Below are 23,580 nucleotides of genomic sequence, written 5' to 3'. Positions count from 1 at the left end.
GCCCTGCGCGCGCACCCCGCTCGCCCGCCCGGAGGATGAAGGCGCCCATCCCCTCCGAGCCCCCGGGAGCCGCGGTGACCAGATCGGCGACCAGACCGGCGAGCAGATCCATACGGGTACGGGCGGGCTGCCTGTTCACCGCCGGGCTGCTCACCGCCGTGGGCTGCGCGGGAGACGGCGGCGGCCCTGCCGCACAGGGCGCCCCGGCGTCACCGGCCCCCTCCAGAGCCTCGCAAGCCTCGAAGGCCCCGGCAGCCGAGCAGCGCCCCGCCCTCCGCTGGTCGTCCTGCCCGGCCCCCAACCCCCAGGAGGGCGCACCGGCCAGGCCCCCCGGCAACGACTGGGAGTGCGCGACCCTCCGCGCGCCCCTGGACTACGCCCACCCGGACCGCGGCACGCTCGACATCGCGATGATCCGCGCCAGGGCCACCGACCCGGCGCACCGCATCGGCTCCCTCGTCTTCAACTTCGGCGGCCCCGGCGGCTCCGGCGTCGCCACCCTGCCCGCGTTCGCCGACGACTACCGGGACCTGCGCAAGCGCTACGACCTCGTCAGCTTCGACCCGCGCGGCGTGGGCCGCAGCGCCGGGGTGACCTGCCTGGACGACAAGGAGCTGGACGCCTACTACGCGGCCGGCGCCACCCCGCGCACGGCCGAGGAGCAGAAGGCCCTGATCGGCCGCGTCGAGCAGTACGCGCGGGGCTGCGAGAAGCACTCCGGCAACGTGCTGCCGCACGTGGGAACGGCCGACGCGGCCCGGGACATGGACCTGATGCGGCAGGCGCTCGGCGACGACAAGCTGCACTACTTCGGCGTCTCGTACGGAACCGAACTGGGCGGCGTGTACGCCCACTTGTTCCCCCGGCGGGTGGGCCGGGCCGTCTTCGACGCGGTCGTGGACCCCACGGCCGACCCGGAGGAGGGCGCCCTCGGCCAGGCCCGCGGCTTCGAGCTGGCGCTGGGCAACTACCTGACGGCGTGCGCCGCGACGCACGACAACTGCCCGACGGAGCAGCAGATCGTCGCCCTGCTGGACCGGCTCGGCAAGAACCCCGTCCCCGGCGGCGACGGCCGGATGCTGACCCAGTCGCTGGCCACCACGGGCATCGCCCAGTCCCTGTACTCCAAGGACTTCTGGGACTACCTCACCGAGGGCCTGGAGGACGCGGAGAACGGCGACGGGAAGATCCTCATGGCGCTGGGCGACGCGATGAACGGCCGTGGCCAGGACGGGCGTTACAGCACCCTCCAGGCGTCCCTGACCGCGATCAGCTGCGCGGACTACGCCCAGCGCTACACCGCCGCGGAGGTCGCGGACAAGGTGCCCGCGTTCCGCCGGGTCTCGCCGGTCTTCGGGGACTTCATGGCCTGGAGCCTCACCCAGTGCACCGGCTGGCCCGTCAAGGGCGCCTGGCAGCGGCCGGACGTCGGCGCCAAGGGGGCGGCCCCGGTCCTGGTCGTCGGCAACACCGGTGATCCCGCGACCCCTTACGAGGGAGCGCGCAGGATGGCGCGGGCGCTGGGCGACGGCGTCGGGATCGAGATGACGTACCGGGGGCAGGGCCACGGCGCGTACGACAGCGGAAATCCCTGCGTCAAGAGGGCGGTTGACGGCTACCTGCTGGACGGTACTGTGCCGGGACGCGGGACGGTGTGCTCATAGCACCCGCCGACCGTCACACCGTACGGCGAATTCCGCTCTCTCGAATGTCAGTGGCCCGCACTACGATCGCCCGCACAAGGTCCCGCCCGCGTGCGGGGCCCCGCGGACGGAAGGAGGGGGTGTCATGCCCGACGAGCCGTCGTCGCCGGAGCCCGGCGGCGGCCCCGCGCGCAGCAGGCTCACCGGCGCGCTGGCCCTCACGGCGCTGCTGGCCGCGCTGGTGGCGCTCTGGCAGACGCAGTCGGCCCCGCTGGTCGGCCCGGAGGACGCGCCCGCGCCGCCCTCCCCGTCGACCCCGCGCCCCCCGTCCGGCACCCGGACGCCCGGCGGCCCCACGGGATACGTGACCGGCCCCGGCGAACGGCCGTTGCGGGCGATACCCGCCGGATCGTGACGCACGGTGTCCGGCCCCGGCCGTAGAGTCGGTGCATGAGTCCACCTCGGCCGAGGGCCCTCGCCCTCGCAAGCGCCTCGCTCGCGCTCGTCCTCGCCGCCGGCTGCGGCAGCGGTACGGGCGCCGTGCGCGACGACGACAGCGGCAAGGACGGGAGCGGCACCGCGGGCTCCCGCATCGACTGGAAGCCGTGCTCCGCGCCGACGGTCGCGCAGGGCGGCGGCAAGGCGCCCGGCGCGGGCTGGGAGTGCGGCACGCTGCCCGTCCCGCTGGACTACGCGCGGCCGGACGGCGCAACCGTCCCCCTCGCGCTCATCCGCGCCCGGGCGACGGACGGGAAGCGGCGCCTCGGGTCACTCGTCTTCAACTTCGGCGGCCCGGGCGGCTCCGGGGTCGCCACCCTGCCCTCCTTCGCCAAGAGCTACGCCGACCTGCGCAAGCGCTACGACCTCGTCAGCTTCGACCCGCGCGGGGTCGGCGAGAGCGCCGGCGTCCGCTGCCTCACCGACCAGGAGCTGGACGCGGCCGACCGCGTCGACGCCACCCCCGACGACGACGCGGAGGTCACGGCGGCGGTGGAGCTCAACCGCCGCTTCGCCCACGCCTGCGGTGAGCGCTCCGGGCCGGTCCTCGCCCACGTCGGCACCCTCAGCGCCGCCCGCGACATGGACCGGCTGCGCGCCGCCCTCGGCGACGACAGGCTCCACTACTTCGGCATCTCCTACGGCACCGAACTCGGCGCGGTCTACGCCCACTTGTTCCCCCGGCGGGTGGGGCGGGCCGTCCTCGACGCCGTCGTCGACCCGCGGCAGGATCCCGCGCAGGGCTCCCTGTCCCAGGCCAAGGGCTTCCAGCTCGCCCTCGACGACTACCTCGAGGACTGCGGCGCCGGCTGCCCCTCGCGGGACGAGATCTCCTCCCTGATCGAGCGGCTCGACGCGAAGCCGCTGCCCACCGGGGTCGGCCGCCCCCTCTCCCAGGACCAGGCCGTCAACGGCATCGCCGCCGCGCTCTACTCCAAGGACACCTGGAAGTACCTGACCGCCGGCCTCCGCGAGGCCCTCACCAAGGACAAGGGCACCATCCTGCTGCTCCTGTCCGACTCCCTCGCCGGCCGCGACCCCTCGGGCCACTACAGCAACCTCCAGGCCGCGAACCGCGCCGTCAGCTGCGCCGACGCGGAGCAGCGCTACGGGCCGGAGGACGTCAGGCGCCTCCTCCCCGCCTTCCGTTCCGCCTCCCCCGTCTTCGGCGAATCGGCCGCCTGGGCCCTCCTCCAGTGCACCGGCTGGCCCGTCAAGGGCGCCTGGAAGACCCCGGAGTCGTCTGTCGGCGCGAAGGGCTCCGCCCCGATCCTCGTCGTCGGCAACACCGGTGATCCGGCGACGCCTTACGAAGGCGCGCACAACATGGCCCGCGCCCTTGGCCCCCCGGCCGTCGAGGTCACCTACAAGGGCGAGGGCCACGGCGCCTACAACAGCGGCAACGCCTGCATGAAGGCGCTCGTGGACGGCTACCTGCTGGAGGGGAGGGTGCCGCAGCGCGGCGCGACCTGCTCGTAGGCGCGTCGCTTCTCCCCCACCCCGCCCCTTCCCGAACCCGGGGCCCCGGGGCTACGCCCCGCCCCCGCAACCGCCCCCGCCCGCGCGGAGCGCGGGCCGCGCTCCCGGCGGGCGCGGGCCGCGCCTCCGGCCGCGTCGGGTCGCGCAGGGGCGCAGCCCCTGTGAAAACGGATGAGGGCGGGGGTGGGGCGTCGAACCCCCGGTCAGTACACGGGCTTGTGCGGCTCGACCTGGTTGACCCAGCCGATCACACCACCCTGGACATGGACCGCGTCCGCGAAGCCGGCCGACTTCAGCACGGCCAGGACCTCCGCCGAGCGGACCCCCGTCTTGCAGTGCAGGACGATCTTCTTGTCCTGCGGCAGGTCCTGGAGCGCGTTGCCCATGAGGAACTCGTTCTTGGGGATCAGCCGGGCCCCGGGAATGGAGACGATCTCGTACTCGTTGGGCTCGCGGACGTCGATGACGTCGATGTTCTCCCCCTCGTCCAGCCATTCCTTCAGCTGCTTGGGGGTGATGGTCGAGCCGAGCGCCGCCTGCTGCGCCTCCTCGGAGACGACGCCGCAGAACGCCTCGTAGTCGATGAGCTCGGTGACCGTCGGACGGTCGCCGCAGACCGCGCAGTCGGGGTCCTTGCGCACCTTGACCTGCCGGTACGTCATCTCCAGGGCGTCGTAGATCATCAGCCGGCCGACCAGCGGATCGCCGACCCCGGCCAGCAGCTTGATCGCCTCGGTGACCTGGATGGAGCCGATCGAGGCGCAGAGGACGCCGAGCACGCCGCCCTCCGCGCAGGAGGGGACCATGCCCGGCGGCGGGGGCTCGGGGTAGAGGCAGCGGTAGCAGGGGCCGTGCTCGCTCCAGAAGACGGACGCCTGGCCGTCGAAGCGGTAGATCGAGCCCCAGACGTAGGGCTTGTTCAGGAGGACGCACGCGTCGTTGACGAGGTAGCGCGTCGCGAAGTTGTCGGTGCCGTCGACGATCAGGTCGTACTGGGAGAAGATCTCCTTGACGTTCTCCGCCTCCAGGCGCTCCTGGTGGAGGACGACGTTCACATACGGATTGATGCCGAGCACGGAGTCGCGCGCGGACTCGGCCTTGGAGCGCCCGATGTCCGACTGGCTGTGGATGATCTGCCGCTGCAGGTTGGACTCGTCGACCTCGTCGAACTCCACGATGCCGAGCGTCCCCACACCGGCCGCGGCGAGGTACATCAGGGCGGGCGAACCGAGGCCGCCGGCGCCCACGCACAGCACCTTGGCGTTCTTGAGCCGCTTCTGCCCGTCCATCCCGACGTCCGGGATGATCAGGTGGCGGGAGTACCTGCGAACCTCGTCGACGGTGAGCTCGGCGGCCGGCTCGACCAGGGGTGGCAGCGACACGGGGTCTCCGTAGGTCGGGAGAAGGGGCGGTCTTCAATTCCCGTAACACTGCCACGCCCCGGCTCATTCCGAGACACCAGGTCCGATGTTCGAGATGAATTCGTCCCAGTAGCCGGGCATGGACTCCCAGGGGTCCAGGCCGTCCCGGTCCGTGCGGTCGGTCATGTAGACCGTGCCGGCCCCCTGCCGGCGGGCGATCCACAGGGCTTCGCGCAGATGGTCGCGGGGCACGCTGTGCACCAAGTGGCAGAAGCGGCCGGGCGCGTGGTCGGCGGTCCAGTCGGCGGGGCGGGACCAGCGGTAGCGGTTCCACGGCCCGGTGAAGGTCACCAACTGGTCGGCCAGCGCGGCGTATCCGGGCACCGGGTGACTGCCGTGCGCGAGCACGAGGAACGCCCGCTCGCACAGCGTGCGCAGCGCGCCGGTCACCCGCCGGACGTCGGCGAGCGCCCCGCTGTCGGCGGGGCAGCGGGCCAGCGCGAAGCCGTCCACCTTGTACCAGTTGAGGAACCGCTGGGCGTCCGAGAGGAGTTCGCCGAAGGGCCGCGAGCCGTACCCGGCGTCCAGATGCCCCAGCACCCGGACGCCCACGTTCCGCAGGGGGGCGGCGGCAGCGGCGTAGTACGGGTCGGGCCGGCTGCCGGGGCCGCCGGACGCGCCGCCGAGCACGGCCCACTCCAGCGGGAGCCCGGCCCGGCAGAGCCGGCCCCACTCCACGGGGGCGACGAGGGGGTGGGCGAAGCCGGGGACCCCCAGCCGCAGCGGGGCCTTCCCGGCCGGGAGCGGCCGCCGGTTCCCCGAGGAGATCAGATGCGACACGCGGCCTCCATCCAGATGTCGGCCAGCGACTCCTCCAGCCCGATGCGCGGCCGCCAGCCGAGGCGGTCGCGCGCGGTGCGCACGTCGGCCTGCTGCCAGCCGCCGCAGCCGTCCGGGTACGGATAGGCGGGGGCGGCGCCCAGGTGCGGGTCGTCCAGCTCGTGGAGCGCGCCGCCGAAGCCGGCGACGCGGGCGAGCAGGGCGGCGGCCTCGCGCAGCCGGACGGCGCGGCCGGTGCCGATGTTGACGGCGCCCTGCGCGGCGGACAGCGAGGCGGCGTGCACGGCCCGGGCGATGTCGCGGACGTCGACGAAGTCCCGCTGGACGCCCAGGCCGGTGAGTTTGAGCTCGTTGTCCCCGTTCTGCATGGCCCGCCGCATGGCCTCGGCGAGCCGGCCCAGCGGGGAGCCGGCGGGGGTGCCCGGACCGACGGGCGAGAAGACGCGCAGCACGATGGCGTCGAGGCCGGAGCCCAGCACCAGTTCGGTGGCGGCGAGCTTGCTGACGCCGTACGGGCCGCCGGGGCGCGGCACGGCGTCCTCGGCGGTGGACGAGCCGGGCTGGGACGGCCCGTACTCCGAGGAGCACCCCAGCTGCACCAGGCGCGCGCCGCAGCCGCTGCGCCGCAGGGACTCGCAGACGGTGGCGACGGCGACGGTGTTGTGCCGGGTGAGCTCGCGGGCGCCACCGCGGGTGGCGCCCGCGCAGTTGATGACGACGCCGGGGTGGACGGCGTTCAGGAAGCGGGTGAGCGCGCCCGGGCTGCCGGTGGCCAGGTCGAAGCGGACGTCCGCGTCGTCGCCCCGGCCCAGGGCGGTGAGCTGGACGGCGGGGTCGGCGAGCAGCCGGTCCGCCACGAAGCGGCCGAGGTAGCCGTTGGCGCCGAGCAACAGGACCCTCATCGGTGGCGTCCTCGCTCTCGCCCGCTGGTGCCGGTGGGGTGAACGGTCATGGTGCGTGCTCCTCTGACGGGGTGGTCGGTGCGCCCGTTCCGGCCGGGGCGCCGGGGCGGACGGGCGCGGCGGACAGGTCCTCCCGGCCGTGGACGGCGGCCCGGGGCAGGACGGTCGTGGCGTGGACGAGGAGGGCGAGCGCCGGCACGGCGCACGCCACGAGCGGGAGCGCGGCCGGGCCGTGGGCGCCGGTCAGCCAGGTGACGGGCCGGTCGAGCGCGGAGCAGCCGGGCAGCCGGGCGGCGAGCAGCGCCAGCAGGGGGACGGCCTCGGCCGCGCAGGCGGCGAGGCCGGCGGCGAGGGCCGGGCGGGCCAGGCCGTGCGCCGCGCAGAGCCGGCCCAGGAAGAGCAGCGCCCCCAGGGCGACGGCGGCGAGGGCGGGCGCCGCGGTGGCCTCGGCGACGGGCAGGGCCGAGCGGGCGGAGGCGACGCAGCCGCACAGGACGCCGAGGAAGACGGCGACCGAGGCCAGCAGCGCGCGCCGGACGCGGCCGTGGAACTCGGCCAGCGACCGGCAGTCGGCGAGCCGCCTCCGCGCGTACCCGGCGACGGCGTGCGCGCACCAGGCGGCGGGGGCGGCGGCGCAGGCCAGCGCGAGGGCGGTCGGGGCGGCGGCCGCGGCGAGGGCGCGCGGGCCGGGGAGCCGGTGGCCGTGGGCCAGGGCGGCCGGCAGCAGCCCGGCGGCCGGCCCGCAGCCGGTCAGCCAGAGCCAGACGGCGAGTTCGAGGACGCCGAGCGCGCCGGGCCGGGCCGGGCACGTCCCGCCGCCGGCCGGTGCCGGGACGCCTCCGGCCCCGGGCGGCGGTCCGGTGCGCTCGGCCCGTGCGTACAGCTCCTCCGCGAGGGAGAAGACGTCGCGGTGGCCCAGGCCGGCGGCCGTGCCGTCGGTGACGCCGTGCGCCTCCAGCCCCGCCGCGATCTCCAGGGGGTCCACGGCGTCGGCGCACAGCGCGCGGTGGTCGCGCAGCAGGGCGCGGACCGGGTCGGGCCGGGGGCCGGCCGGCGCGCCGGATATGCCGACGGGACCGGGGGAGGCGGGGGCCGGCACCGGGGCCGGGGCGTGCTGGATCGGCGTCACCGGCGGCCCGCCCAGGACGGCGGGGCCGACGCGGCGGACGCGTCGAGGGCGGCGCGGGAGCGCGCCGGCCCGTCGAACGGCGACGCCAGGTCGTGCCGGACCGGGGCGCGGGAGAGGAGTTCGAGGTAGAGGGCGCCGAAGGAGGCGATGTTCTGCTCCACGGTGAAGAGTTCGAGGGCACGGGCGCGGGCCGCGGCGCCGAGCCGCCGCGCGCGCTCCGGGTCGCGCAGCAGGGCGAGGCACGCCTCGGCGAGCGCGTGGGGGTCGCGCGGGGGCACCACCAGGCCGGTGCCGCCGAGGACTTCGCGGACCGCGGTGGTGTCCGGCGCGACCGTCGCCCGGCCGCAGAACATGGCCTCGGCCAGCGGGACGGGGAAGCCGTCGCCGGGTGCGCAGACGACGACGGCGTCCGCGGCGGCGTAGTCGTCGGGGCCGCAGGCGGTGACGCGGGTGACGCCCTCGGGCAGCGGGGCGTCCGGGGCGGTGCCGGTGACGGCCGGACGCACCCGGGGCTCGGCCATCCGCAGCACGGTGAACGCCTCCCAGAGCCAGGGTTCGGGCGGGCCGCCGGCGAGCAGGACGACGGGCCCGGCCGGCCCGCCGTCCCCGCCGGCCGCCCGGGGGCACGCCTCCCCCACCGCCTCGTACAGCCCGGCGTCCACGCCCGGGGGCACCGTGCGCAGCCGGGCGGGGTCGGCGCCGCAGCGCTCCTGCCAGCGCCGCACCTGCGCGTCCCCGGCGGTGACCAGGGCCGCCCGGCCGTAGATCTCGCCGGCCAGCAGGCGGTGGAAGGCGGAGAGCAGGGTGCGGACGGACAGCGACAGCCCGGCCGGCCCGGCCAGGTAGTGCTCGCGCAGCCGGACGGTGTACTCGGTGACGAGCAGCGGCGTGCCGAAGAAGCGGTGGGCCAGCAGCCCGGGGAGGGCGGCCGGCCCGGCGGAGGCGGCGTGGCACAGGTCGACCCCCGCGAGCCCGAGGTCGCCGTCCGGGGAGCCGTACCAGTCGAGGGAGAGCGGGCGCAGCGCACGTTCCAGCAGCCCGGAGACGACGAGCAGGTCGGCGACGCGGGCGCCGTACGCGCCGGGGTGCGCGCCGGGCGCCCGGCAGGCGGCCTCCAGGGCGCGCAGGGCCGCCTCGGAGCGGAGCGCGGAGGCGAGGCCGCCCTCGTCGCGGGCGAGGTCGGCGAGGCCGTAGAGGCCCTCGGCGAAACGGTACGCCTGATCGCCCGGGGCGGTGAGGGCGGCGGCCAGGTCGCCGAAGTGGTGCGTGAAGCGGCGGCGTTCACGGCGGACGGGGGCGGTGCCCGCGGGGGCGCCCCACAGGGGGGCGGCTCTGATCCGGCGGACGTTGCCGGGCAGCGCGTACCAACCGCCTTCCTCCTGGCGGGCGCTGCGGCTCAGCGCGTAGACCTCGAACTCGTGCCGGGCCAGGCCGCGCACCAGCCGGTCGCACCACTCGCCGCCCTCCCCCGCGGCGTACGGGTACCCACCCTCGGTCAGCAGTCCCACGCGCACGAGCGCACCCCCGATCTTCTCCGTCGTACGGCAGCCGGGAGCACGCTATGGGGGGTCGCCGGTGGTGCGGCGGACGGTTGTCCGTCGCACCACCGGAAGGGGTGAATGGGCGTTACCCCGGCCCACACCGCCCCGTTATCGCGCTCCGCGCGGGGGATGCGCCCCGGGCCCCCGCGCGAAGCGCGGAGGACCTCACCCCACCCGCGGCACCGCCTCCAGCAACCCCCGCGTATACGGATGCTCCGGCCGCTCGTAGACCGCGTCCGCGGGCCCGTGCTCCAGCACGCGCCCGCCCCGCATCACGACCACCCGGTCGCTCACCTGCCGCACCACCGCCAGGTCGTGCGCGATGAACACCAGCGCGAGCCCCAGCTCCCGCTGCAACTCCCCGAGCAGCGCGACGACCTGGGCCTGTGTCGTCACGTCCAGCGCGGAGACCGGCTCGTCGCAGACGACGACCTTCGGAGAGGGGGCGAGGGCCCGCGCGATGCCGACCCGCTGGCGCTGCCCGCCGCTGAACTCGTGCGGGTAGCGGTGGTACGCGTCCGGATCGAGCCCGACCCGTTCCAGCAGATCACGCACCCGTGCGACGATCTCCTTCTCGGACGTCCGCCCGGCCGCCCGCAGCGGGTCCGCGATCGACTCCCCGACGCTGCGCCGGGGGTTGAGCGAGGAGACCGGGTCCTGGAAGACCATCTGGAGCTCGCTGCGGAAGGAGCGGAGCTCCCGCTCCCCCAGCGTGCCGATCTCCCGCCCCCGGTAGCGCAGTTCACCGCCGGACGGGCGCAGCAGCCGCACGAGCATCCGCCCCAGCGTCGTCTTCCCGCTGCCGGACTCGCCGACGACGCCGACCGTCTCCCCGGCCCGCAGGGTCAGCGAGACCCCGTCCACGGCGGTGACGGAGCGCCGACCCCGCCCGAACTCCTGCCGCAGGCCGGTCGCTTCGATGAGCGCGGGCCCCTCCGCGGAGACGGAGGGGGAGGACGGCAAGGAAGAGGAAGAGGGGGACGGCTCGCGCCGCACCTCCACGCGCGGCACGGCCGCGAGCAGGTCGCGCGTGTACGGCTCGCGCGGCGCGCGCAGCACCTCGCGCACCGGTCCGCTCTCGACCGCGCGCCCGCCCCGCATCACCAGCAGCTCGTCGACGTTGCCGGCGGCGACCCCCAGGTCGTGGGTGACGAGGACGAGCCCCATGCCCGTCTCCTCGCGCAACTCCCGCAGCAGGCCCAGGATCTGGGCCTGGACGGTGACGTCGAGCGCGGTCGTCGGCTCGTCCGCGACGAGCAGCCGCGGCTCGCAGGCGACGGCCATGGCGATCAGCGCCCGCTGCCGCTGCCCGCCGCTGAACTCGTGCGGGCGCGAGCGCGCACGCCGCGCGGCGTCCGGGATGCCGACCCGGTCGAGCACCTCGACGGCCCGCTCGCGCGCGGCGCGCCGCGAGGCGCCCCGGTGGTGGACGCGGTAGACCTCGGCGATCTGGTCGCCGACGGCCTGGTAGGGGTCGAGCGAGGAGAGCGGGTCCTGGAAGACCATGGCGGCGACGCCGCCGCGCACGGTCCGCAGCTCCGCCTCGTCCGCCGCCGTGACGTCGTGCCCGGCGACGCGTACGGTGCCCGCGACCCGCGCCCCCGTCCCGCGGTGCAGACCGAGCAGCGCGTAGGCGGCGGTGCTCTTGCCGGAGCCGGACTCACCGACGATGCCGAGCGCGCCGCCGGGCGCGAGGGCGAACGACAGGTCCTCGACGGCCCGTACCGGCGGCCCGCCCGCGGACGGGAAGGAGACCGACAGTCCCTCCACGGAAACCAGCGTCATCGCAGGGCCACCCTCCGGTCGGCGACGGCGTACAGCACGTCCGCCACGATGTTGGCGATCGCCACGGCGGCCCCGGTGACCATCACCAGCCCCACGACGACCGGCAGGTCGATGGTCTGCGTGGCGTGGACGAGCAGTTGGCCCACGCCCGGCAGGCCGAACATGGTCTCCGTCAGCATCGCGTTGCCGAACATCGACCCGAAGTCGGCGGCCGTCAGGGCGATGACGGGCGCCAGGGCGCCGCGCAGCGCGTGCCGTCCGACGATCGCCCGCTCGCCCACGCCGTAGGCGCGGAAGGTGCGGACGTGGTCCTCGGCCAGCGTCTCCAGCAGCGAACTGCGCGTCAGCCGCGCGTACTTCGCGGATTCCAGGAGCGCGAGCGCGAGGCAGGGCAGGAGCAGGTTCCACGCCCACTGCTCGGGGTCGTCCGTGAGCGGCACGTACGTCGGGAACGGCAGCCACTCCAGGTAGGCGCAGAACAGCATCAGCAGGCCGATGCCGCTGATGAAGACGGGCGTCGCGGTGCCCGCCAGGGTGATCCAGGTGAGCACCCGTTCGGTGGCGCCGCCGCGCCGCAGGACGGACAGCAGCCCGCTGCCGATGCCGATGACCAGCCAGAGCACCATGGCGCCGGCCGCGAGGGACGCGGTGGCGGGCAGCCGCTGGGCGATCAGGCCGGTGACGGACTGGTCGTTCTGGAAGGACAGCCCGAGGCAGGGCGCGTCGCAGTGCCGCACGCCGGTGCCGGTGGAGTAGTCGTGCCCGGTGACGACGCCGGTGAGGAAGTGCCAGTACTGGACGTACACCGGTTCGTCGAGCCCGAGTTGGGCCCGGACCTGGCGGACCTGCTCCGGGTCGCACTTGGGCCCGCAGGCCAGCCGGGCCGGGTCGCCGGGCGCGAGGTAGAAGGTCGCGTAGACGACGACGGACAGGACGAGGAGGACGGCGACGACGCCGAGCAGGCGGCGCGCGACGTAGGGGATCACGAGGAGCCCCCCTTGCGCCGCTCGCGCCCCACGCGCAGCCGCGACTCCTCGCGCGGGTCGAGCGCGGCGCGCACGGTGTCCCCCAGCACGGTGAAGGCGAAGGTGGTGACGAAGAGCATCAGGGCCGGCAGGACCACGTACAGCGGGTCCGCGCGGAACCAGGTGGTGGCCGAGGACAGCATCTGGCCCCAGGACGGGGTCGGCGGCTTGATGCCGACGCCGAGGAAGGACATGGACGCCTCGTTGAGCATGTTCTGCGGCAGCATCACGGCCGCGTAGGTGATCACCGGCGCGGCGAGCCCGGGCAGCAGTTCGCGCCGGGCGATCCGCCAGGTGGACGCCCCGGTGAGACGCGCCGCCGAGACGTAGTCGAGCTTGAGCAGGGAGAGCGCCTGGGCGCGCACCAGGCGGGCCATCGCGCCCCAGGCGATCAGCCCGATGACGACGACGAGCAGCAGCGGGCGCGGGAGGTCCGCGGGGGCGACGGCGGTGACGGCGATGGCGAAGACCAGCAGCGGCAGGGCCACCATCACGTCGGTGAGGTGGCTGAGGACGCTGTCGGCGAGCCGGTTGCCGAGCGCGGCGGCCAGGCCCACGGCGACGCCGACGACGACCTGGACGAGCGTGGCGCCGGCGGCGACGGCCAGCGAGACGCGGGCGCCGTAGAGAAGTCGTACGAACAGATCGCGCCCGGTGCCGGGTTCGACGCCGAGCCAGTGCTCCGCGTCGATCCCGCCGAACGGGCCGACGGGCACGCCGCCGCGCGCGGAGTCGACGAGGCCGTCGTGGTACGTGGTGGGGTCCTGGCCCTCCAGGGCCGCGAGCAGCGGCGCGGCGAGGGCGAGGAGGACGAGCAGGGCGAGGACGGCGGCGGCCGCGAGCGCGGCCTTGCGCGCGCGCAGCCGCCGCAGGACCCGGCGGGCGGCGGAGGCGGGGGCGGCGGCGCCCGCCTCCGCGCCGGCGGGTCGGGCGGGGGCGGTGAGGAGGGACGTCACTTGACCGCGACCTGCGAGACGTCGAGGACACCGGTCCAGTCGCTGATGACGACGTTCTTGACGTCCTTGCCGTAGAGGCGCTTGTAGACCGGGTGGAACAGCGGGACGGTCAGGGCCTGTTCGCCGATCTTGACGTCGAGCGCGCCCCAGCGCTTGGCGGCGGCGTCATGGTCGGTGATCTTGTTGATGGCGTCGATCTCGTCGTTGACCCGGGGGTCGTCGAGGCGGCCGGAGTTGAAGTTGTAGCCGTCCTCGACGATCTGGCGTCCGTCGAAGACCGGTGCCAGGAACGGACCGCCGGAGGGCCAGTCGGCGCCCCAGTGGGCGAGGAAGAGCCCGGGCTGGTCCTTGACGCTGTGGACCTTGTCCTCGTAGGCGTTGTCCTCCAGGCCCTCCAGCTTCACCTTGAACCCGGCCTTGTTCAGGGCCTCCTGCACGGCGGTGGCGATGTCCGGGCCGGTCTCGGCGTTCTGCGCGGTGGAGTGGGTGAGGGTGATCTCCAGCCCGTCCGGGTGGCCGGCCTCCTTCAGCAGCTCCCCGGCCTTCTCCGGGTCACCGGTCGCGCCGGCCGGGAAGTGGTCGTACGGGGTGTAGCCGTGCGGCTTCTGGTTCGGCAGGAAGGTGGTGGCCGGCTCGGCGAGCGAGGAGCCGCCGGCCGCGTTGACGACGCTGGTGCGGTTGACGGCGTAGGCGACCGCCCGGCGCACCTTGGGGTCGTCGAAGGGCTTCGACTCCGGGTTGAACGCGAGGTAGTTGGTGTAGCCGAAGTGGCCGGTGCCGACGCGCGAGGCGAGCTGCTTGTCGCCGGTGACCTGGGCGAGCTCGGCGGGGCCGAGGTTGGTGTCGGTGGTCACGGCGGCGGCGTCGGCGCCGGAGCCGGTGGACAGCCGCTGGTTGATGACGGCCGGGGAGAGGCCGGAGCGGACGTCGATGGTGTCGGGGTAGGCGTGCCGCTCCTTGTCGGTCTCCTCCGACCAGTGCGGGTTGCGCTCCAGCAGCAGGTGTTCGCCGTCGCCGGTGTTCTTGACGACCTTGTACGGGCCGGAGGACACGGGGTGTTCGGCGTACTTGGTGCCGGTGTCCTTGGCCTTGGGGACGGGCGCGAACTGGGTGGAGGTGGCGAGGTAGGGGAAGTCGCCCTCGGACTTGCGGAGGTGGAAGACGATGGTCCTGTCGTCCGGGGTCTCGATCGAGTCGAGCCCCTTCTTGTCCTTGTAGGGCCCCCGGTAGTCCTGCCCGCCGACCAGCCAGTCGCGCAGGTAGGGGCCGCCGCCGGAGAGTTCGGCGGCGAAGGAGCGCTCGATGCCGTACTTGATGTCGCCGCTGGTGATGGGCGTGCCGTCCTCGTACTTCAGACCGTCCTTGAGACGGTACGTCCACACCTTGGCGTCGTCGCTCGGCCTGCCGGTGTCGGTGGCGAGGTCGGGAACGACCTTGGTGCCCTCGGCGCCGTTGGCGCGGTGGCGGGTGGTCAGGGTGCGGAAGACCAGCGAGGGAACGTTTCCGCCGCCGGAGGTGTAGAGCCGGGCGGGGTCGAACTGCTTCTGCGGCGCCCGGTTGAGGACGGTCAGCGTGCCGCCCTTCCCGGGCGCGCCGTCGCTCCCGGCGGCTCCGCCGCCGTCCTTGGGGCCGCAGGCCGCGGCCGTGGTGACGACGGCGACGACGAGGGCGGCCGCGGCGACGCTGCGGCGGTGGGCGGACGGATGACGCATGACGGGCCATGCCTTTCGCGGGAGCGGGGAGGGTGAGAGGGGGCCGGGACAGGAGGCACCCGCGGAAGGCGGTGGAACAGGGACGCGACGGCACGCGCGGGACCGCCCCCCGGCGACGCGGGCGCGGGGGAGGAAACGGCCTTCAGCGACAGTGGATGTCGGCGACGGCGTGCGCGGCCACACCGATCAGCGCCAGCTCGAAGCCGGCGTGCTCGTAGGTGTGGTGGTGGCGCGACATGCAGAGCAGCCTGAACGAATTTCCAGTCGCTGACAAAGGTGTCTCACGATGGGAGACCAAACGTCCCGCATCGCGAGAAACGATCAAGGGCGGTCAACGCCCGGGGTACGGCCAGGGGTTGGGCCGGCAGGTGTTCCCGTCCGTCGTCAGGAACTTGGTCTGCTGCATCATCACCGGGGCCAGCGCCCCGGACTTCGCGCAGGACTCGTGGTTGTGGCCGAGGCGGTGGCCGACCTCGTGGTTGATGAGCATCTGCCGGTACTCCAGCATCCGGTCGCCGTAGGTCTCGGCGCCCTGCGCCCACCGATAGGCGTTGATCATGACGCGGTCCGTGGCGGCGGAGTCGCAGGAGACGTTGTCCACGGTGGTGTCCAGATCCGACTTGGCGCACCAGCGCGCCGTCGTCCCCGGGCTGGCGAGGGTCACCACGAAGTCGGCCGGGCCGGAGGAGACCCGCTCGAAGGTGCGGGTGCCGCCGTGGCCCCAGCTCCGGTCGTCGTTGAGGGTCCGGTGGACGGCGGTGGCGAAGAGCGCCCCGTCCAGCGGGAGCCCCTTCTCCACGTCAACGCGGAAGCGGAGGACTTCACCCTTTCCGGGGGCCTTGTCGTGGCCCGGGACGACCGAGAACTCCCCCGAGCCCTTCGCCGCCCGGTCCAGCGGGTACTTGAGGGCCATCTTCTGGTCGTACGTGGCCGGCACCGCCGCGCCGCCGTGCGGCGTCGGCCGGCTGTCCGAGCGGGAGGCCGCCCCCATGGTGTCCCCGCCGCGGCCCCGGTCGGCGTCCTGGGTACGGGCCTGGGCCCGGCTCTCCGTACCGTCCTCGACCTGGCCCGCCACGACCACGGCCAGCACGGCCGTCACCACCGCGGCGGCCACCCCGGTGACCGTGCGGACCGCGCCGCCGCCGGCCCGGTGCGCCCCGCCGGACGCACCGCCGCGGGCGGCCCGCCGGCCCCCGCCGTCCCGGGCCGGGGCGGGCGGGGACGCGGGCGCGGCGGGCGGCCGGCCGCCCTGCCGCCCGATGACGCCCCAGCCGATGGCCGGCCCGCGGACCGCGGAGCGGCCCACCGGCTCCCAGGGGTCGGTCCGTACGGCACCCCGCGCCGCGGCGGCGGGGACGACCGGGACCTCCCCGGTGGCCTCCCGCTCGGCCTGGGGGGCACGTGCGCTGTGTTTACCCACGGGGCGTGGCGCTCCGTTCCGACGTCGTGGCGGTGTCCGCGAGGAGTTCGCGGACGGCACGGGCCACCGCGTCCGGGTCCTCCATCATCGCGACGTGGCCCGAACCCAGCAGGGTCAGCAGCCGCGCGTCGCGGAACGCCCTGCCCGCCCGGCGGGCCATGCGGTACGAGACGAGGCGGTCGCGCGTTCCGTACACCAGCAGGGTAGGGGCAAGGACGCGCTCGGCCTGCCGCCACAGCGAATGCTGACCGCCCAGGGTGTACGCGTCCACCACCCCGCGGGCCGAGCGCGCCATCACGTCCCAGAAATAGGGGAGCTCCAGCCGGCGCTCGTACTCCTCGACCGCTCGCGCGAACCCCTCCGGCGTCACCCGTTGGGGGTCCCCGTAGCAGAGCGCCAGCAGTTCACGCGTGCGCTGCTCGGGCGTCCAGTCCCGGGTCAGCCGGGCGTAGAGCGGGACCAGGCCGGGGACGGCCATCAGCGCGGTGGGCAGCGCGGTGCGCTGGGGCCGCAGCTCGGGGAGGGCGGGCGAGACGAGGGTGAGGGTGCGCACCAGGTCGGGGCGGACGGCGGCGACGCGCGTGACGATCGCCCCGCCCATCGAGTTGCCGAAGAGGTGCACCGGGCCGCGCCCGGCGGCCTCCAGGTAACGGATGACCACCCGCGCGTAGGCGGTGATCGAGTGGTCGCCGTCGTCCGGCGGGGGCGACTCGCCGAAGCCGGGGAGGTCGACGGCCTCGCAGTCGAGGTCGTCCGCGAGCAGCTCCATCAGCGGCGACCAGTTCTGCGACGAGCCGCCGAGGCCGTGGACGAGGAGCGCGGGCCCGGCGCCCGGATCCGGCGTCGGCCGGTACCGGACCGTCAGCGTCGCCCCCGGCACGGACACCGTGCGCAGCCGCTCGCCCTCGCCGGGCCGCGGCGGCGGCCCGGGCGGCACCACGGGCACGGCGCGGGCGGCCGGCGACTCGGTCTCGGACATGCGGGCAATGTTACGAGACGATCACGCCGGAAACCCCTGTGGTGGCCGTCACAGATCGCCTGGCGGTACGGGGCCGCGTCTCCTAGGCTCATAGGCGGGAGCACGCTCATGGGCGGGAACACAGGGCGCTCATCCTGGAAGCCGTGGTGATGCAAGGGATGACGGAAGGGATTCGCATGCCTGTCGATCCGACCGACCCGGAGACCTTCGCGGACGAGGACGCCGTCCCCGTCGAGTTCGACGTCGAGGCTCCCGAGGCGGACGCGGCCGAGCAGCACACCGACCTGGCCCCCCACCGCGACGAGGAGCCGACGACCACCGACCCGGAGACGAACGAGGCCGACCGTGCCGAGCAGGCGCGGGTCGTGGAGCTGGACGAGGACGACTACCGGTGACCGGCGGGCCCGTCGCGGCGGACCCGACGGGCGGGTGGGAATTGTCGGATTTTTGTGGGCTTCCCACAGGGTCCACACCGTGAAATTCTCCGCTCCGGCCACGCGTGGTCCGGTTACCCAAAAGTACGATGGCGGGCGCGGTGCACACCGTGCAGGAACGAACATGGGAGGCGGCGTGACAGCCATCGAGCAGACCGAGGCGCGCCCGCGGGGCACGCGCCTGCCGCGCCGAGCCCGACGCAATCAGCTCCTGGGCGCGGCCCAGGAGGTCTTCGTCGCGCAGGGGTACCACGCCGCGGCCATGGACGACATCGCCGAGCGCGCCGGCGTGAGCAAGCCCGTGCTGTACCAGCACTTCCCCGGCAAGCTCGACCTCTACCTGGCCCTGCTGGAACAGCACTGCGACAACCTGCTCCAGGCGGTCCGCACGGCGCTCGCGTCCACCACGGACAACAAGCAGCGCGTCGCGGCCACCATGGACGCCTACTTCGCCTACGTCGAGGACGAGGGCGGCGCCTTCCGCCTGGTCTTCGAGTCCGACCTGACGAACGAGCCCGCCGTGCGCGAGCGCGTCGACCGGGTCTCCCTCGCCTGCGCCGAGGCCATCAGCGAGGTCATCGCCGAGGACACCGGCCTGGCCAAGGAGGAGGCCATGCTGCTGGCCGTCGGCCTCGGCGGCGTCTCCCAGGTGGTCGCCCGCTACTGGCTCTCCAGCGGCAGCACCGTGCCCCGGGCCACCGCCGTCCAGCTGCTGACCTCGCTGGCCTGGCGCGGCATCGCGGGCTTCCCGAAGAACGGCTCCGAGCACTGACACCCGGCCCGCGGCCCCGCGTGTTCGCTGCGAGCGTGTGCGGCCGGGGCCCGGCCCGCCGGGACAGCGGGCTAATGTGTGGACCGTACGGCGCGGCCGGTCCGCGCACCCCTCCCCCGGGGCCACACCGTGGGGACCGCACACCTTCGGAGGGACAGTAGCCGTGGAGGTCAAGATCGGCGTGCAGCACGCGCCCCGCGAGATCGTTCTGGAGAGCGGCCAGTCCGCCGACGAGGTCGAGCGCGTGGTCGCCGACGCACTGGCCGGGAAGGCTCCGCTGCTGAGCCTGACGGACGAGCACGGCCGCAAGGTCCTCGTCCCGTCCGAGCGGCTGGCCTATGTGGAGATCGGCCAGCCCACCGCTCGGCGGGTCGGCTTCAGCACGATCTGAGCGGGCGTCACCACGGAAGGGCCCCGGTGCGGTGCACCGGGGCCCTTCCGTGCGCCCTGCCCTTTCCGTTCGCCCCGCCGCACAGGGTTGCCCGGGGCGGACCGGGGGTAAGACCGCCTACGACCGTTTTGCGCCTGCTGCCGGTCTGCGGTTACGCGGTTACGCGGTTACGGGAGGGAAGACCGAATGATCTTCTGGGAAGCGCTGGGCTCGGTACTCATCGGCCTCGCCGTCTCGTACGCGGCCCTGCGCTGGCTGCCCGCCCGCTTCGGGCGGTTCGGCTCCCGGGCGCTGACCCTGGGCACCGGCCCGGTGGCCGCCCTCTTCGGCGCCCTCCTGGCCCACTCGGTCCTCGGCCCCGGCCACGTCGCCGGCGCGCTCGCCGCGGCGCTGGTGCTGTCCGTCGCCCTGCTCTCCCTGCTGCTGCGCCCCGCCGGGCCGCCCCGCCGATCGGCCACGGTCTGAGGCGGACCGACGGGACCCGGGGTGATACGGCGTGCGCCGCCCGCGCGGATCAGGCGGCCAGCCCCAGCGCGGCCATCCGCTTGGTGTGCGCCTCCGTGATGCGCGAGAACATCTTCCCGACCTCCGCCAGGTCGAAGCCGTCGGCCACCCCGCCCACGAGCATCGTCGACAGGGCGTCCCGGTCGGCGACCACGCGCTGCGCCTGCGAGAGCGCCTCGCCCATCAGCCGCCGCGCCCACAGCGCCAGCCGGCCGCCGACCCGCGGGTCCGCCTCGATGGCGGCCCGCACCTTCTCGACCGCGAAGGTGGCGTGGCCGGTGTCGTCGAGGACGGCGAGCACCAGCGCCCGGGTGTCGGAGTCGAGCCGGGCCGCCACCTCCCGGTAAAAGTCACTGGCGATCGAGTCGCCCACGTACGCCTTGACCAGGCCCTCCAGCCAGTCGGACGGCGCGGTCTGGCGGTGGAACTCGTCGAGCGGGGCCGCGAAGGGCTCCATGGCCCCGGTCGGCTCGGCGTCGATCGCCGCCAGCCGGTCGCGCAGCCGCTGGAAGTGCTGGAACTCCGCGGCCGCCATCTTGGCCAGCTCCGCCTTGTCGCCCAGCGTCGGCGCCAGTTTGGCGTCCTCCGCGAGCCGCTCGAAGGCGGCCAGCTCGCCGTACGCGAGGGCGCCGAGCAGGTCCACCACCGCGGCGCGGTAGCGGGGGTCGGCGGACGCCTGCGCCCAGTCCTGGGCGGCGATTCCGGTGGGTTCTTCGGCAGGGCCTTCTGCGGCCGCTGCGGCCTTGTCGGACGTCTCCATGAACGGAACCATAGCCCGCCGCGCCGTGGAGGGAAGGGCCTGGTCAGCCACTCGTCCGAGCCCTTCGGGACGAACGGCCCGGGCACATGTGCGCCTTTCCGGGGTAGAGTGCTATACGGCCGGCCGCGCATCCGGCGGGCCGTCTCCATGCAGGTTCTTCCGGGAGCGAGTCCCCGGAGCGCCAGCGGATGCCCGGTCGGTGGCCCGATCGGCTTCCACACAACCGACCGCCCTCCCCGCGGTGCGTACGAGGCGTACGCAGACCAGGAGGGATCCGCTCGCGGCACGTGTGCTCGCGCGAAGGCAGTGGTCCCGCGCCAACCGGCTCCCGGCCGGTGAGTCACTACGGCGCGGTACGTACGGACTCCTCGTACGACCCCCTTCGCCGCCACTCGCCGCGTCTCACAGAAGAGGCAGCACCCTGAACACGCCGGACACCCCCGAGATCCGCACCACTTTCCGAGAACTCGGCATCCTCCCCGAGACCGCCGAGGCGCTCGAAGCCGTCGGCATCGTCCACCCCTTCCCGATCCAGGAGCTGACGCTCCCGGTCGCCCTCTCCGGCGCCGACGTCATCGGCCAGGCCAAGACCGGCACGGGCAAGACCCTCGGCTTCGGCCTCCCCCTGCTGGAGCGCGTCGTCGTCCCCGCCGACGTCGAGGCGGGCCGGGCGGAGCCCGGGCAGCTCACCGACGCCCCCCAGGCGCTGATCGTCGTCCCCACCCGCGAGCTGTGCCAGCAGGTCACCAACGACCTGCTCACCGCCGGCAAGGTCCGCAACGTCCGCGTCCAGGCCATCTACGGCGGCCGCGCGTACGAGCCGCAGGTCGAGGCGCTCAAGGCCGGCTGCGACGTCGTCGTCGGCACGCCCGGCCGGCTGCTCGACCTGGCCGGCCAGAAGAAGCTGAGCCTCGCGCACGTCAAGGCGCTCGTCCTGGACGAGGCCGACGAGATGCTCGACCTCGGCTTCCTGCCCGACGTCGAGCGCATCATCACCATGCTGCCGGCCAAGCGGCAGACCATGCTCTTCTCGGCGACCATGCCGGGCGCGGTCATCTCGCTCGCCCGCCGCTACATGGACCGGCCCACGCACATCCGCGCCACCTCGCCGGACGACGAGGGCCAGACCCACGCCAACATCGCGCAGCACGTCTTCCGCGCCCACTCCATGGACAAGCCGGAGATGGTCGCCCGGATCCTCCAGGCCGAGGGCCGCGACCGCGCGATGATCTTCTGCCGGACGAAGCGGACCGCCGCCGACATCGCCGACCAGCTCACCCGCCGCGGGTTCGCCTCCGGCGCGGTCCACGGCGACCTCGGCCAGGGCGCCCGCGAGCAGGCGCTGCGCGCCTTCCGCAACGGCAAGATCGACGTGCTCGTCTGCACCGACGTCGCCGCGCGCGGCATCGACGTCGACAACGTCACGCACGTCGTCAACTACCAGACCCCCGAGGACGAGAAGACCTACCTGCACCGCATCGGCCGCACCGGCCGCGCGGGCAAGTCCGGCACCGCCGTCACGCTCGTGGACTGGGACGACGTCCCGCGCTGGAAGCTCATCAACAAGGCGCTGGACCTGAACTTCGACGAGCCGGCGGAGACGTACTCCACGTCGCCCCACCTGTTCGAGGCGCTGGGCATCCCCGCCGGGACGAAGGGCGTCCTGCCGCGCTCCGAGCGGACCCGCGCCGGGCTCGCCGCCGAGGAGATCGAGGACCTCGGCGAGACCGGCGCCCGCGGGGCGGGCCGCGGCCGCGGCCCCAAGGCCGCCGCCGAGCCCGCCGAGCGCCCGGAGCGGACGCGCACGCCGCGCCAGCGGCGGCGCACGCGCGGCGGTGCCGCGCTGGACGCGCCGGCGCCGGCTCCGGCTCCGGCTCCGGCCGAGGCCCCCGCCGTGGCCGTCGCCGAAACCCCCGCCGAGAGCTCCGGCGAGACCTCCGCCCCGGCGACCCCGGCCCGCCCGCGGCGCCGTCGGCGTACGCGGAGCTCCGCCGCCACGTCCGTGAGCGCTCCGGTCCGCGCCCGGATCGCGCCGGAGGCTCCCGCCCCGGCGCAGGCCCCCGCCCCGGCGAAGGCTCCGGAGCCGGCGGCTCCGGCCGCTGCTCCGCGCCGCCGCGCGGCCGCCGTGCCGGTCCAGGCCCCGCCGGTCCGCCGGGCGCCCGTCCGCCGGATCCTCCCGCCGGTGGAGCCGGCCGCGAACGTCGACTTCGAGACGGTCGAGGCCGCCATCCTGCGCCAGGCCGCCGCCGCGGCCGCCGCCGCGACGGCTCCCGCCCGGACCCCGGCCGCACCGGCGGAGACCGACTCCAAGCCGAAGCGCCGCCGCACCGTCCGCGAGTCCACGGCGGAGACCGCCCCGGCGGCCGCCGAGGAGAAGCCGAAGCGGCGCCGGGTCGTCCGGGCGTCCACGGCGGAGGCCGCAGAGGTCGTCGAGCCCGCCGCGACCGCCCCGGCCGTCGAGGAGAAGCCGAAGCGCCGCCGCGTCGTCCGCCCGGCGACGACGGAGGTCACCGAGCCCGCCGTCGCGGAGGCCCCCGCGGCCGTGGAGGCCGTGGAGGCCGTGGAGGACAAGCCCAAGCGCCGCCGCGTCGTCCGTGCGGCCACCACGGAGGCCGCCGAGGCCGTCGTCGCCGAGGCCCCCGAGACCGTCACGGCGGTCGAGGACAAGCCCAAGCGCCGCCGCGTCGTCCGTGCGGCCACGACGGAGGTCACCCAGCCCGCCGCCGGGGCTGTCGCGGCCGTCGAAGCCGTCGAGGAGAAGCCGAAGCGCCGTCGCGTCGTCCGCAAGGCCACCACGGAGACCGCCGTCGAGCCCGCGCCCGTGGCCGACGCACCCGTCGCGGTCGTCGAGGCTGTCGAGGCTGTCGAGGAGAAGCCCAAGCGGCGCCGGGCCGTCCGCAAGGCCGCCACGGAGGCCGCCGAGCCGACTGCTGCCGAGGCCCCCGAGGTCGTCACGGCCGTCGAGGCTGTCGAAGACAAGCCCAAGCGCCGCCGGGCCGTCCGTAAGGTCGCCGCCGAGGCCGCCGAGGCCGCCGCCGAAGTGCCGGCGAGCCCGGAGGCGGAGGAGAAGCCGAAGCGGCGGCGGGCCGTGAAGAAGGCCGCCGCCCCGGTGGAGGCCGCCGAGCCCACCGCCGTCGAGGAGAAGCCGAAGCGGACCCGTACGGCCAAGAAGGCCGCCCCGGCGGTCGCGGGCGCCGAGGGTGCGGAGCCGGAGGCCCGGCCCAAGCGGAGCCGTACGGTCAAGAAGGCGGCCGCCGCCGAGGGCGAGGCCGAGGGCGCGCCCAAGCGGACGCGGGTGGCCGAGAAGGCCGCCGCCGTGGAGGGCGCGGAGGAGAAGCCGAAGCGGCGGCGGGCCGTGAAGAAGGCCGCCGCCCCGGTGGAGGCCGGGGCCACGGCCTAGGGGTCACCGGGCGCCGGACGGGCTGGAATCAGCCCGTCCGGCGCCCTCT

The 23,580-nt window shown here is 74.9% G+C and carries 21 protein-coding genes; 8 read left to right on the top strand and 13 right to left on the bottom strand.

Features of this window, described 5'->3' with window-relative positions; translation table 11 throughout:
* Window positions 1-35: 35 nt before the first annotated feature.
* From AC230_RS15970 to AC230_RS15960, 3 genes are all read left to right on the top strand, one after another.
* Window positions 36-1,664 (top strand): alpha/beta hydrolase, encoded by a 1,629-nt coding sequence (locus tag AC230_RS15970; RefSeq protein WP_078871280.1) that lies wholly within the window; start codon window positions 36-38, stop codon window positions 1,662-1,664.
* Window positions 1,665-1,788: 124 nt separating this feature from the next.
* Entirely contained in the window at window positions 1,789-2,058 is a 270-nt protein-coding gene (locus AC230_RS15965; RefSeq protein WP_049716832.1) for a hypothetical protein, read from the top strand.
* Window positions 2,059-2,093: 35 nt separating this feature from the next.
* Window positions 2,094-3,620, top strand: coding sequence for an alpha/beta hydrolase (locus AC230_RS15960; protein ID WP_049716831.1), 1,527 nt, complete (start codon window positions 2,094-2,096; stop codon window positions 3,618-3,620).
* Window positions 3,621-3,823: 203 nt separating this feature from the next.
* Here AC230_RS15960 and moeZ read toward each other — a convergent pair whose 3' ends face one another.
* The 12 genes from moeZ to AC230_RS15905 all read right to left on the bottom strand — a co-directional run bounded on the left by moeZ (window position 3,824) and on the right by AC230_RS15905 (window position 17,270).
* Entirely contained in the window at window positions 3,824-5,002 is a 1,179-nt protein-coding gene (moeZ, locus tag AC230_RS15955; protein ID WP_049716830.1) for an adenylyltransferase/sulfurtransferase MoeZ, read from the bottom strand.
* Between the two features lie 63 nt (window positions 5,003-5,065).
* Window positions 5,066-5,812, bottom strand: coding sequence for a spherulation-specific family 4 protein (locus tag AC230_RS15950; RefSeq protein ID WP_241833253.1), 747 nt, complete (start codon window positions 5,810-5,812; stop codon window positions 5,066-5,068).
* A complete protein-coding gene (locus AC230_RS15945) occupies window positions 5,809-6,723 on the bottom strand; it encodes an NAD-dependent epimerase/dehydratase family protein (protein WP_049716829.1) in 915 nt (304 codons plus the stop codon). The genes AC230_RS15950 and AC230_RS15945 overlap by 4 nt, the downstream gene beginning before the upstream one ends.
* A 46-nt stretch (window positions 6,724-6,769) precedes the next feature.
* Window positions 6,770-7,852: a hypothetical protein gene (locus tag AC230_RS15940; protein WP_049716828.1), complete on the bottom strand. Its 1,083-nt coding sequence runs from the start codon at window positions 7,850-7,852 to the stop codon at window positions 6,770-6,772.
* Complete coding sequence (locus tag AC230_RS15935) at window positions 7,849-9,360, bottom strand: DUF3492 domain-containing protein (protein ID WP_422125592.1); 1,512 nt, start codon at window positions 9,358-9,360, stop codon at window positions 7,849-7,851. The genes AC230_RS15940 and AC230_RS15935 overlap by 4 nt, the downstream gene beginning before the upstream one ends.
* 198 nt (window positions 9,361-9,558) lie before the next feature.
* Entirely contained in the window at window positions 9,559-11,178 is a 1,620-nt protein-coding gene (locus AC230_RS15930) for a dipeptide ABC transporter ATP-binding protein (protein WP_049716827.1), read from the bottom strand.
* Window positions 11,175-12,164 carry an ABC transporter permease gene (locus AC230_RS15925; protein ID WP_049716826.1) on the bottom strand — a complete coding sequence of 330 codons (990 nt, stop codon included), beginning with the start codon at window positions 12,162-12,164 and terminating at the stop codon, window positions 11,175-11,177. The genes AC230_RS15930 and AC230_RS15925 overlap by 4 nt, the downstream gene beginning before the upstream one ends.
* A complete protein-coding gene (locus AC230_RS15920) occupies window positions 12,161-13,159 on the bottom strand; it encodes an ABC transporter permease (RefSeq protein WP_049716825.1) in 999 nt (332 codons plus the stop codon). The genes AC230_RS15925 and AC230_RS15920 overlap by 4 nt, the downstream gene beginning before the upstream one ends.
* A complete protein-coding gene (locus AC230_RS15915) occupies window positions 13,156-14,871 on the bottom strand; it encodes an ABC transporter substrate-binding protein (RefSeq protein ID WP_049716824.1) in 1,716 nt (571 codons plus the stop codon). Before AC230_RS15915 ends, AC230_RS15920 begins: the two co-directional genes overlap by 4 nt.
* Window positions 14,872-15,013: 142 nt before the next feature.
* The gene (locus tag AC230_RS34525) at window positions 15,014-15,109 is read right to left on the bottom strand and encodes an Ms4533A family Cys-rich leader peptide (protein ID WP_338399801.1); all 96 of its coding nucleotides are present in this window, start codon (window positions 15,107-15,109) and stop codon (window positions 15,014-15,016) included.
* A 93-nt stretch (window positions 15,110-15,202) separates the two neighbouring features.
* Window positions 15,203-16,291, bottom strand: a complete 1,089-nt coding sequence (locus AC230_RS15910; RefSeq protein ID WP_049716823.1) for a DUF3152 domain-containing protein — start codon at window positions 16,289-16,291, stop codon at window positions 15,203-15,205.
* Entirely contained in the window at window positions 16,284-17,270 is a 987-nt protein-coding gene (locus AC230_RS15905) for an alpha/beta fold hydrolase (RefSeq protein ID WP_049716822.1), read from the bottom strand. Before AC230_RS15905 ends, AC230_RS15910 begins: the two co-directional genes overlap by 8 nt.
* Before the next feature lie 176 nt (window positions 17,271-17,446).
* On the opposite strand from AC230_RS15905, the gene AC230_RS15900 reads away from it, so the two are divergent.
* The 4 genes from AC230_RS15900 (at window position 17,447) to AC230_RS15885 (ending at window position 19,332) form a co-directional block, all read left to right on the top strand.
* Entirely contained in the window at window positions 17,447-17,665 is a 219-nt protein-coding gene (locus AC230_RS15900; RefSeq protein WP_049716821.1) for a hypothetical protein, read from the top strand.
* A gap of 175 nt (window positions 17,666-17,840) precedes the next feature.
* Window positions 17,841-18,476 carry a TetR/AcrR family transcriptional regulator gene (locus tag AC230_RS15895; RefSeq protein ID WP_049717051.1) on the top strand — a complete coding sequence of 212 codons (636 nt, stop codon included), beginning with the start codon at window positions 17,841-17,843 and terminating at the stop codon, window positions 18,474-18,476.
* 163 nt (window positions 18,477-18,639) lie between these two features.
* On the top strand, window positions 18,640-18,867 hold the full coding sequence (locus tag AC230_RS15890; RefSeq protein WP_049716820.1) for a DUF3107 domain-containing protein: 228 nt from the start codon (window positions 18,640-18,642) through the stop codon (window positions 18,865-18,867).
* A gap of 186 nt (window positions 18,868-19,053) precedes the next feature.
* On the top strand, window positions 19,054-19,332 hold the full coding sequence (locus tag AC230_RS15885; RefSeq protein WP_198535533.1) for a hypothetical protein: 279 nt from the start codon (window positions 19,054-19,056) through the stop codon (window positions 19,330-19,332).
* A 49-nt stretch (window positions 19,333-19,381) separates the two neighbouring features.
* Here AC230_RS15885 and AC230_RS15880 read toward each other — a convergent pair whose 3' ends face one another.
* Window positions 19,382-20,131, bottom strand: coding sequence for a ferritin-like fold-containing protein (locus tag AC230_RS15880; RefSeq protein WP_049717049.1), 750 nt, complete (start codon window positions 20,129-20,131; stop codon window positions 19,382-19,384).
* A 538-nt stretch (window positions 20,132-20,669) separates the two neighbouring features.
* Here AC230_RS15880 and AC230_RS15875 point away from each other — a divergent pair.
* Entirely contained in the window at window positions 20,670-23,531 is a 2,862-nt protein-coding gene (locus AC230_RS15875; RefSeq protein ID WP_049717048.1) for a DEAD/DEAH box helicase, read from the top strand.
* The last annotated feature ends 49 nt before the right edge of the window (window positions 23,532-23,580 follow it).

Source organism: Streptomyces caatingaensis, assembly GCF_001187435.1.
Lineage (GTDB): Bacteria > Actinomycetota > Actinomycetes > Streptomycetales > Streptomycetaceae > Streptomyces > Streptomyces caatingaensis.
This window is presented reverse-complemented; position numbering and strand designations above follow the sequence as displayed.

Bases quoted from the DNA above. Each gene is read 5' to 3' on its own strand.
- AC230_RS15960 (WP_049716831.1), top strand. From the start codon at position 2,094: ATGAGTCCACCTCGGCCGAGGGCCCTCGCCCTCGCAAGCGCCTCGCTC.
- AC230_RS34525 (WP_338399801.1), bottom strand. From the start codon at position 15,109: ATGTCGCGCCACCACCACACCTACGAGCACGCCGGCTTCGAGCTGGCG.
- AC230_RS15965 (WP_049716832.1), top strand. From the start codon at position 1,789: ATGCCCGACGAGCCGTCGTCGCCGGAGCCCGGCGGCGGCCCCGCGCGC.
- AC230_RS15880 (WP_049717049.1), bottom strand. From the start codon at position 20,131: ATGGAGACGTCCGACAAGGCCGCAGCGGCCGCAGAAGGCCCTGCCGAA.
- AC230_RS15915 (WP_049716824.1), bottom strand. From the start codon at position 14,871: ATGCGTCATCCGTCCGCCCACCGCCGCAGCGTCGCCGCGGCCGCCCTC.
- AC230_RS15885 (WP_198535533.1), top strand. From the start codon at position 19,054: ATGATCTTCTGGGAAGCGCTGGGCTCGGTACTCATCGGCCTCGCCGTC.
- AC230_RS15930 (WP_049716827.1), bottom strand. From the start codon at position 11,178: ATGACGCTGGTTTCCGTGGAGGGACTGTCGGTCTCCTTCCCGTCCGCG.
- AC230_RS15905 (WP_049716822.1), bottom strand. From the start codon at position 17,270: ATGTCCGAGACCGAGTCGCCGGCCGCCCGCGCCGTGCCCGTGGTGCCG.
- AC230_RS15945 (WP_049716829.1), bottom strand. From the start codon at position 6,723: ATGAGGGTCCTGTTGCTCGGCGCCAACGGCTACCTCGGCCGCTTCGTG.
- AC230_RS15900 (WP_049716821.1), top strand. From the start codon at position 17,447: ATGCCTGTCGATCCGACCGACCCGGAGACCTTCGCGGACGAGGACGCC.
- AC230_RS15970 (WP_078871280.1), top strand. From the start codon at position 36: ATGAAGGCGCCCATCCCCTCCGAGCCCCCGGGAGCCGCGGTGACCAGA.